This is a genomic window from Undibacterium sp. GrIS 1.2 (genome assembly GCF_040544435.1).
Taxonomy (GTDB): domain Bacteria; phylum Pseudomonadota; class Gammaproteobacteria; order Burkholderiales; family Burkholderiaceae_D; genus Undibacterium.
The window spans coordinates 1-9,773 of sequence record NZ_JBEONP010000083.1 but is presented as its reverse complement, the minus strand read 5'-3'; the positions used below and the strand labels follow the sequence as shown (position 1 = coordinate 9,773).

Genomic DNA, 9,773 nt, shown 5'->3' with positions numbered 1-9,773 from the left:
GGCGATGATCACGGCAGCCCCACCGGCTGATTCAATTATGCAATCTCTGATGACGCTATGACTTCCCTCAAGTAAAACAGCGACGTCATGTGCCAATACCTTGAGTTTTTCCAGGGTATAGTCGTTGCGCTCATAGGGAATGTCGATAAGAGGAATTTTGGTTTGCCCTTGCCAAATGAACGGACGGGCTACAAGCGATGAATCACCAAGATAGCCGCGACTGGTGTTGGCTTGCCATTCATTATTAAATACAACGCCATCCCCGGTATCTTCCCCACGGGCAAGGTCGATGGTTCCATTGTGGAGCCGGACCATACGGTTGTCGAGGGAGGCCGCAGTGTAGTGCTCAGGAAATCTTTTTGCGGAATCCATATTCTGTTTAACGGAATGCCAGACGCCGGAAACCCCAAAATCCGCGCCCAAAATATGGCCTTGCAAATCAACATCGACGTTGCCACAGTAGATAGACATCATAGCTCCACCCTTAGGCCCGACATGCCCCGCCCCCCAGAGTTTTTGTTGAATTCTATTCTCAATGAAGACGTAGTTTCCCGGATCATAAATCGAGTAATACTTCTTTGGAGTGGAATAGCGAAGATTGGCCACGGGCAGCGGTATTGGTTCCCCCGCTTGTATTTGTGCTATTCCACGCAAGGCAATCAGGTTCCCGGTGATGCCTAGCAGATAAATAAAATGTCTACGTTTCATTGGGGGTCCTTGTCAGTTTTAAGAATGGCGTTTGGATAGTCGGTTGGATCAAGACCTTTTAAGTTTTTATCCCTATTTTCATAGGCAGTATCTTTGTTATAGCCATCTGTACCGCCATCTGCCTTATTCGCCCACACCAACTTCTGGCTATAACCCAACTTAGCAAGTGCATCATTGAGAATCTGAATCTTCGCTTCCATCTGACCGCTATTGGCTTCTTCGTCAGCATGTGTTCCATTAAAATCGACAAGTGCTTTGGCGACAATCGGGTCGTTAATATCCACTTTCTTACCCAGATGGCTTGGCTGGGACGAAAAATTCATTGCAGTCATATATCCAGTGATCTTGTTATAGGTTTCCTTTTCCATTTCCAGTGTCCGAGATTCATTGGTATTCCAATTTGTCACTTTGCATTAGGGGGGAGCGGTGCGCCCATCGATTGCGGCGTTACCGAGCTAGACATGGTTTTGTGGCTCAGCGCAAGATAACCAAAGGCACCGTTACGCTTTGTCAGCTGCAGCGTTACCAGACATTGATTACCCATCGCTGATAACACATCCCAACCTAATGTGGAATTGCGTTTAACAGAATAGCCAGCCGCAATCCAGGTCTTTTGGGTGCGCTGCATAATCTCTTCAACACTTTCACGTCCCTGAACCTGACTTATAGTCATAGCAAGACCATTAGTAACTACATCACTCCCGACCGTTACACCATTAAGACCTTCCGGTATCTGCTTAGGACAAGCGAACGCCCTAGTCGTCACGAGCAGGAAAGTAAGCAAGCTTAGGAAGAGAAATTTCATAGTCTTATTGGAATAAAAAGAGAATTAACAAATTTTAGTGTTCATGGTTGGATACATCGGCACAGCTGTCAGCGATGCGTGTCCAACGCTCCTTACGAGTTACTTCTCCCATAGTTTTCTTCCCCTTCAGCGTTGCAATTGCCATGCTGAACGCTGCAGCCTCTTCGGGGGTTTTTGCATTATGTTCAGCCTTGATCAGACCTTCCATTGCTACAGCGCGTTTTTTACTCATTTCATCTTGCATTTGCGGCAATTCAGCCAATTGTTTTGCCGCCTTATTCCGCGCCTCGGCAGTTGCCCCATTTTTGGCAGCATTTTCCAATACCGGCCGCAAGGAGTTCAAATCCATGCCCCCTGGAGACTGAGCAGGTGCTACTACGGTTACATACTCCCAAGTAGTTGTATCGAGTTTGCGGATCGTGACTGTCGTGGCGCCGGACGGACAATTCGCTTTATGAATCACGCCATACTCCGTGATCGTTGTAGATTGTTCGTGGCAACTACCTAAGGCTGTTAGCGCATATGGCGGCACAACGCCGATCACTCGTGGCTTCACGCAGTAGGTAAGTGGCCCCTTGCCTTTGTATAGTTGGTTGCCTGCTTCATATCCATCCGCTTTTATAGATGTGGTTGTATTACCGTTCGAACCGTCTTCCGATAAACGAACGTCGGCCGAGTGACCAGGTGCTTGTGTTGATGCCTTGTTATCACTGTCAATCCGGTATAAACCGGCTGGCGGTAACATTTGCTCACTACTTGCCGCTGAGGCTGTTATGTCCATGCTAAATAGCAAAGCCATGCACGCTATTTTGTTGCGCCTAAATTTATTTATAGTCATTCTGTGTATTTTCTAGTGGATGGATTTTGGTGCGAACATTCAACGTGCCACCATCTCGACACGACGATTTTTTGTTCGCCCCTCATCATTCAGATTGTTCGAGACCGGCGCAAAATTGGCTACCCCTTGTGATTGCAAGCGATCGGCTGCAATGCCGTACTGCGTATTAAGAATCTGAACCACAGCGTCTGCGCGCTTGCGGGATAGGGCGAGATTCTCTTCCACCGAACCTTGGTTGTCGGTATGCCCGACAATGAAGACTTTGAGTGCTGGCTCGTCTCTTAAAAGTTTGGCCATCTGTTCCAGAGTTGGATTCGATGCAGACTTAATGACGGCTTTATTGGTGTCGAATAAAATCCCGTACAAAGCAATCTTACCCTCGCGCTTGATCGATGCACCTATCGTGCTGGCATCGATCGACACCATTCCTTGAGCTATCGGCGCTGTTTCAATAATTTGTATAAATTGCTGGACTCGTCCCTGACTGTACTTATCGCTTTCGTCCCCGCTACGCAATGCTATTTGTACGCTGACTGTGCCTGCCGATCCGATCTTCCTAGCATAAATGTAATGAAATCCGGGTTTGTATTCGAACATCCTGATAATGTAATAGTCGTTACTGCCATTGTCATTCCAGTGCGCCGCTTGCGCCCACCGGACGATCTTAGTTTGTGTACGGTCTTTGTCACATTGCACGGTTTCACACTGATACAGTATTTCAAAACCGGCATCGCGTAATGCAGTTTGATAGTTACGGAATATCGCTAAGGCGTCATGCCCTTTTGGCCCCCAATACACTTTGTTTGATATTTTTCCCTCGGCAGTTTGTTCAAGCAACTGACCCTTGTTTGACACAAGTGTGCGTGCAACTCCATAGTTTTCTTCGCCATACATATATAAAATCGACCCAGCATAGCGCGAAATAATTGGGTGATCGCTACCACCAGTACGATCTTCGTCATAGACACCCGCATGAGTGAGACTGACGGATAGCAACAAAAATATACCGACTCCCAAAAAACTAACTCGCCGTATAAAATTTAAAAACCGTTTAAAAATCACTTTGAAACCCTTTGAATAAATACGATTATTTCTACCCCAAGGCTTATGCCCTGAAGAATGCTCGTCAAAATGTCGGCATTGTTATGAGTTCATTTCAAACGATCCGCAGGCACTTCATCTACCTCGATTTTCCCTACCTCAATTTTTGAGGGAATTGCCCAATCCCATGGTGCAATGCCAACTTTCGCTGCTGTGACGATCGCGCCGAGCCCCTGAGCAGTCGGTACTGCTTCTGCTACCATTGCCCTGGTACCCACCTTGCTGTTGGAAGACCAGGTATTCGACAAGATCGCGCCTGTTGCTTCGAAATCTAATCCAGCCCACGCTGGTGCCTCGGACCACAGATGCTGGTAGACGCCACTATCCTTCGCAACGTTGTTGAGCGAAACCTTGGCAACGGCAAGCGTATCGGTAGGTAGTGGAGGGACAAAATTAAATAGCCCTTTAACGTTAACCGAAGCCAGTGCCGTAAGGACAGCTCCGGCCACATCTTTTTTTGGCTCCTCGTAACTAACTAAAGTCGCTAGTTGAGAGTAATCGTTTAGGTAGGCAGTCCCCGATGTGTCATGCCACATCGGATCGACACCATTGACAAAGTTAGATGCGCTCTTATCACTATCCTTGATCACGGTGGCTATGTTCGATCTATCGTTCAAGATACGTAACGCTATTTCGTTATTGATTCCAGCTGCTGATTTCTGATTTGGCTGATTAATTGAATAAAAGTTAGAGGCGCCATTTTCATACCACACGGTACGTTCCCATGCGGCGTAACGCGCAGCCATGTCTGTGGTGTGCTGGACATCTATAAACTTCCCAAGTGCTGAGATCGCAAGGAAAAGTGGAACAAGAAAGAACATTGCTGCAACCAAAAATTCCACCATGGCCTGTCCATTCTGCTCCTGCTTGATATTCTTTTTCAGGTTAATAGCGAGACTTTTCACTGAGCCGCCCATGATAAAGTTCGCTCTGCAAGAGTTCTGTCTACAAGACGAGTTTGCCAATAAGGATTGAACAGATTAGCCAATTCGGCTTTATCATCATCGCGATGCCAACCATTACGGGTAAAACTTTTTAAATCGTCAGTCTTAGAACGATAAAAATATGCATGCGACGAAGATAAAGTACGCATGGTATTGCTTTTTAGACCGTCATCCAGCTTTACAATAGTTGAGGCAGGCAAAAATTTTGATGCAGTCCTAATGGCTGCACCTGGATGCTCGACTTCGATGGTGATCGTATATTTTCCGCCATTTTCTTCTGGTGTTTGATCCTTAGGAATGGAACCGAGCGGATCCGTCATGTCCCGGTAATAATTCTGCAATCCTCCAGAAGAATCGAGCGTCGAACCTGGTCCCGTGATGCTGTAGCGGATTAGACCTGGAACCATAGGCGGCGGAGTAATGAGTGCGCCTCCATATAATTTTGTCGAAAATGGATTATTTTTATAGCCAGAAGACTCGTTATAGTCACCTGATGCGCCTGCCACTCCACCGCCAGATCCGCCAAGGCCAAAATTGCCGTCGATTAGTGGCGTTGTTTCAGTGGCATAGCAAATTCCAGATGGAAAGCACGGATACCAAACGGTACAAGTCTGAAATCCTGTGCCCATAGTGGCATCGAGAGAGAGCCAGCGTTTTTTATCTTCGCTCAATATGCTGCCGCCTGCATGAGTAAAACCAAAAAAAGTGAAGGACGATACATAGTTGGGCAGCATGGTGCATAAATTTACAGTGCTCGCCCACATTGGTACCGGCACCGAAAAGCGATTGCGTGTAAACAAATCGGTCGAGTTCTCGTTGACGACTACATCCGCAAAACGATCCGCCTCTGACGAGCTATCGTTTGCGCTATGTTGTTTTGTGGAGTTACTCCAATCTTTGACTTGAAATGCGGTTTTGCCGACGGTAAAACCACCCGTAGTAACTTTTGCATCGATATCATTGCGTTTGACGACTTCGTCGGCGACCAATACCATATCTAGAGCGGTTGCAACGTGATGCGCTTCTTGCGCCTTTTCAAACGCCTGAATAAGCAAATCGAGTCCCTGCACAGCAATAGGAGCGATTGCCGCGAAGACAGAGTTAACGTTTTCAATAGGCAGGTTTTTGCCGAAATCCCAAGCAGTCGTAGAAGTAGGTATCAGTTCCTCAAGCGACAATATCGCGCCACCCATACGGTCATGGGTATCAGCAGCATCTTCAAGGTATGACTTGAGGCTCACCAACTGCACCACCGCAACCTGATTTGCCACCATCGCTCGATTGGTATACGCTGAAAAATTATGATCGCGTGCCTGTAATACACCGGCACTGTAGGCGCCAGCGTCTGCTGCATTTTGTAATCTAGTCTTGGCATTTGCTAACATGCCGCTATTGAAGAGCAAAAGCACCACCAAAGCAGTAGCTGCTGCAAATGCGAGTGTGAAGATCAACGTTTGACCTATTTCATACCGGCTTTGCGAAATTGTACGCTTTGAAATTTCAAGCAAACTCATGTCTATGACATTCAAAATATTATTGCCACTGTAGATAAATACAAAGTTTTGGCAAATTTGCCAAAAAAGAGTAGTGGATTAATTAGTGTTAGCAAGTAGAAGAGAGCACTTGCAATAGAAACTAAGAATTGTTTGACCCCAATAAAGCCAGACAATCACTCAGTAAAGCGGACCAGTCATTTAAATTTCAAGTTATTGGGCGTCATTGTCTTTATTGTATTCAGACATACCCTTGGTTGTATCGCCACGTGTTGCGGCAGTTGTCGCTGCAGTACCAGCTTTTGTGATTTGATCATCCGATTTCTTACCGGCAACTTCATTTGCCATACCAGCAGTTTGGTTACGTATTGTTTTACCGAACATGCTGTACACGCCTATAGCTGCGACAGCAATCATTGCGACAATGATGATGTATTCCATCATTCCTTGACCGCGCTGTGTACGAATTAACTGCTGTGCTGATTTTTCTTGCATTTCGAATTCCTTGATTATTTATAAAAACGGGGCTACCCCAAGTAACTATGCATACCGTCTTGTAACGCATAGATAGCTGACGAAGTGGTGCTGCAAGCGATAAAAAAATAATTAAATTAAAAGCATTATGCTTGCATTGAAGATAATTATAATTATATCAACATTAATTGCAAATAGCACAACTTATAATTATTTGTAACTTAATGTAACAAATGGTTATTAGAGATCGGCTGAGTTTCTGAATCTTTGTGATAACTAGCATTTATTTTTAATTTCATAAAAAGTTGCTTTAAATACTTTTCTTTTTTTGATTTGCAAAGAGATTCTGACAGTTGGACGTGCTCGGGATCAAACGAATGAGATTGTGTTGACACGCAATGAAGCTACTAGTTTGGTCAACACTATGAGCGCAGTTACGCAATTTTGAAGGGGGATATTGACAACATTTTTAATACAGATAACTAGCTCCTGAAATGAATTTTCCAGCAAACTTGATCTATAGAGTTTCCTCCTGATCATTCATCTGCTTTTAAAAAAAGTTGAGCTCGTACGAAGTTGTGTTTTTGTGGAGTGATACGATCGACAATAGCCACATTCTTGATATAATTAAAAAATTGATAACATCTTGATTCTTAATTGTTCGCTGTTTCTTTGTAGCGGTAGACAAAATACACAGTACTAAATCATTCAATCAAGATGCATATGCAAATTTAATAGGCCTCACTAACATTTTTATTATTTGATTTATGAAATATATTCTTTTGACTTGCCCAACTTTTTTATTTTTGACAATTTCTGGCACGCTTTCTGCGCAGTCGGTAGATGCTCAGCGTTATGTAAATGCGCAAGGGGTTGAAGTTATTCAAAGTCGTCAGCAATTTTTACCAGACAATACTTCCACTCTGCCTGTAAAACCTACGCCCGTAATTAAAGAGAACATTAGCAACCCGAATACTTTGATGCATTCGCAATCTAACCCAGCAAGTCTGAATACTAAGCTTCAGATTTCTACAAAAGAGCAAGCTCAGCGCGACCATGAGCGCGCAGCAATACTTAATCAGGAACTCGCAAACGAAGTAACAGCTCTTCAGACAAAATTAAAAATACTGAATAGTCCATCAATGAAGGCAAAACTCAGTGACCAAGAGTTACTTCGTCTTCAGGAAACAGCAAGTGCCCATGAGCAAAACATCCGATCACTAAATTCTGAAATAAATAGGATGTCTGCTCAAACTAAATAATTGGCAAAAATAGAAATATTGGTTGTGCCAAAGAGCTTTATGTTTAAGCAGCGTATCTGCACGAGCAGGTTCTCTGCCACTGGTAAGCCGTGCTTGGAATCGGTCGTGAATTTGTAGCGCTGCTTGTGACGGGCGCGTATGCCATGTTCTCGCATCAGGCGTTCGACACGTGCCTTGCTTGCAGACAAACCGCGTGAGCGTAACTCACGCACGATGCGTGGACTACCGTACGCACCTTTACATTGCGTGTGAATGCTTTCAATGGTGCGCAGTAGTTGGCTGTCGCCGAGATGCTTGCGATCTGACACACCACCACGCTGCCAAGCGCGGTAGCTGGAGAGACTGACGTCAAGGGCATCGCTTATATCGTTTAAATCAAATTGCTTGCGGTGCTCTTTCATCCACGCGTACTTCACAGCACATCCTTGGCGAAGTGCGCTGCTGCCTTTTTTATGATTTCGTTCTCCCGTTTGAGACGGGCGTTCCCTGCACGTAATTGGGATAACTCCATCATTTCTGGCGTGATCACTTTGCTACCTACTCCAGGGAGCTTGCCTTCATTGGCGGCGGCAATCCAGTTGCGTAAGGTCTGGTCGCCTAGTCCAAGTTCTTTGCGAACCGTCGTAATCGATTGACCGTCTTTCACTCGTTTGACGGCGCGTTCTTTGAACTCTACTGTGTACTGCTTTTTCGGTTTGATCTTCATTTTAACTCTTCCATAGTGACTTGATTTTACGTTACTTATGAGGAGCTAAATTTCGGGGGAAGATCAAGTTTTTGTCCGCCCCCCTCTGGTGTGCGGATATTTTCTTGAACTGATTTACTTCTTCAAACCTAGGTGCTCGTTACCTTGACGGCAAAGCGAAACTTATAGGCTCCACAATGCTAGGTCAAAAATTAAAAAAAGAGGGAAAGATTTTATGTATCTTCTGCTCCGCAATTCTTAGGAAATTTTAATTTCTTGGGGCAAAAATTTTTATCAAAAACAGTGAATTGCGGAGCAAAAATATACCTAAATCACTGTTTTTAAATGATTTAATCGAGGATTGAAAATCCTTGTGTCGGTGGTTCGATTCCGCCCCGGGCCACCAAGAAATATGCATTAAATCAAATGGTTACACGCTTCGGCTTGTGACCATTTTTTTCGTCAATTACTCTTGGTAGGCGCTTGGTAGGATAATTCAACATTCGCTGCATATTTCGAATCTATCGTTCTGTGCCTACAGCAGATGTGGTTATCAATGTCCGTTAGAACCTTCAACTGGCCGCATCGCCCCATGCTCGGCCTGTGGTAACGGTTCAAGGAACAGAGCCAGGTGAACCGGCACTACATCCACTAAACGACCGAAATTCAAGACTAGTCGCGAAACGTCGGTGCGCTGGAAACCTTTCAGTGGCACAGATGAACGCAGTTTGTATATGATCGATCCGTCCTCCTCCGGCGGATGCGCCTCATCTGTGGTGGCCGGCGCATCGACATCAAACGCCACACCTGTCCTCAGTGCAATCGCAACGCGTCGCAGAAGCGCCCGCGTTTTGCTAGCGCCTGACGGTTCGACTTGGTGATAATACGTGTGTGTGGGAACCTCGATGTTGAGGTTATCCAAACAACAAACTGCCTCTTCGGCTGCCGGATCTGGTTCATAGCGATGAACGCCGTCGGTCTCGTGAAGCCGCGCCCATTGCGTGTCTGAATCTGTATATACGATGGAACCAGTCAACGTGGCCACGTACAGGCCAGTCTCACGGGCAAAGCTCTTTAGAATCTTAAGCTCGCCGCCTTCACTAGACGAGCGAGGTGGATCCAGCAAGGTCAATGGGTCTTCTTCGATTTCCTTTTTCCATAGCCTGACTACCGAATCAATATCGGCTTCAGTCAGCTGCCCGGAGTCTCCTGGAATGTGTTGTTGTATGTATGCTTTCAACTCGGCCGGGGGGAGCCGCTTGACAACTAGCATCATTTCGTCTCGACTGAGCGTCCGGGAAAGTGCCTCGTCGATCGGCCCGAGTTTGACCTCGTCGTCGAACCTCTCCGCGATGGCCATGATCTCATGTATGCGTCCGACAGACCCACCTAGACGATCAGCAAATAACCGATTTTGCCCGCAGCGGAAGCAATTCATCAATACGATTATTTTTACAGGTAGG

12 protein-coding genes and 1 tRNA gene are annotated in these 9,773 nt (G+C 45.6%); 2 read left to right on the top strand and 11 right to left on the bottom strand.

From position 1 onward, the window contains the following. The 8 genes from AAKU61_RS21055 to AAKU61_RS21020 form a co-directional block, all read right to left on the bottom strand. A partial coding sequence (locus tag AAKU61_RS21055; RefSeq protein ID WP_354335444.1) for a hypothetical protein occupies positions 1-708 on the bottom strand: 708 nt, incomplete at its 3' end. Then, a complete protein-coding gene (locus AAKU61_RS21050; protein ID WP_354335442.1) occupies positions 705-1,076 on the bottom strand; it encodes a hypothetical protein in 372 nt (123 codons plus the stop codon). The genes AAKU61_RS21050 and AAKU61_RS21055, both read right to left, overlap by 4 nt. Positions 1,077-1,111: 35 nt before the next feature. Beyond that, positions 1,112-1,513 carry a hypothetical protein gene (locus tag AAKU61_RS21045; RefSeq protein ID WP_354335440.1) on the bottom strand — a complete coding sequence of 134 codons (402 nt, stop codon included), beginning with the start codon at positions 1,511-1,513 and terminating at the stop codon, positions 1,112-1,114. Positions 1,514-1,547: 34 nt separating this feature from the next. Then, positions 1,548-2,258 (bottom strand): hypothetical protein, encoded by a 711-nt coding sequence (locus AAKU61_RS21040; protein ID WP_354335438.1) that lies wholly within the window; start codon positions 2,256-2,258, stop codon positions 1,548-1,550. A gap of 132 nt (positions 2,259-2,390) precedes the next feature. Then, a complete protein-coding gene (locus AAKU61_RS21035; protein WP_354335436.1) occupies positions 2,391-3,350 on the bottom strand; it encodes an OmpA family protein in 960 nt (319 codons plus the stop codon). 152 nt (positions 3,351-3,502) lie between these two features. Next, positions 3,503-4,369 (bottom strand): TadE/TadG family type IV pilus assembly protein, encoded by an 867-nt coding sequence (locus AAKU61_RS21030; protein WP_354335434.1) that lies wholly within the window; start codon positions 4,367-4,369, stop codon positions 3,503-3,505. Then, positions 4,354-5,847, bottom strand: coding sequence for a pilus assembly protein TadG-related protein (locus tag AAKU61_RS21025; RefSeq protein WP_354335432.1), 1,494 nt, complete (start codon positions 5,845-5,847; stop codon positions 4,354-4,356). Before AAKU61_RS21025 ends, AAKU61_RS21030 begins: the two co-directional genes overlap by 16 nt. 255 nt (positions 5,848-6,102) lie before the next feature. Continuing rightward, complete coding sequence (locus AAKU61_RS21020) at positions 6,103-6,384, bottom strand: Flp family type IVb pilin (protein ID WP_354335430.1); 282 nt, start codon at positions 6,382-6,384, stop codon at positions 6,103-6,105. A 746-nt stretch (positions 6,385-7,130) separates the two neighbouring features. Between AAKU61_RS21020 and AAKU61_RS21015 the strand changes: the two genes are divergently transcribed. Further along, positions 7,131-7,625 (top strand): hypothetical protein, encoded by a 495-nt coding sequence (locus AAKU61_RS21015; RefSeq protein WP_354335428.1) that lies wholly within the window; start codon positions 7,131-7,133, stop codon positions 7,623-7,625. On the opposite strand, the gene AAKU61_RS21010 is transcribed toward AAKU61_RS21015, so the two are convergent. Next, entirely contained in the window at positions 7,613-8,026 is a 414-nt protein-coding gene (locus tag AAKU61_RS21010) for an IS3 family transposase (RefSeq protein WP_354335427.1), read from the bottom strand. The two genes, AAKU61_RS21015 and AAKU61_RS21010, sit on opposite strands and share 13 nt — an antisense overlap. Before the next feature lie 11 nt (positions 8,027-8,037). Further along, positions 8,038-8,331 carry a transposase gene (locus AAKU61_RS21005; RefSeq protein ID WP_354335426.1) on the bottom strand — a complete coding sequence of 98 codons (294 nt, stop codon included), beginning with the start codon at positions 8,329-8,331 and terminating at the stop codon, positions 8,038-8,040. A gap of 316 nt (positions 8,332-8,647) precedes the next feature. Between AAKU61_RS21005 and AAKU61_RS21000 the strand changes: the two genes are divergently transcribed. After that, positions 8,648-8,716 (top strand) — tRNA-Phe (locus tag AAKU61_RS21000). A 147-nt stretch (positions 8,717-8,863) separates the two neighbouring features. On the opposite strand, the gene AAKU61_RS20995 is transcribed toward AAKU61_RS21000, so the two are convergent. After that, a partial coding sequence (locus AAKU61_RS20995; protein ID WP_354335424.1) for a hypothetical protein occupies positions 8,864-9,773 on the bottom strand: 910 nt, incomplete at its 5' end.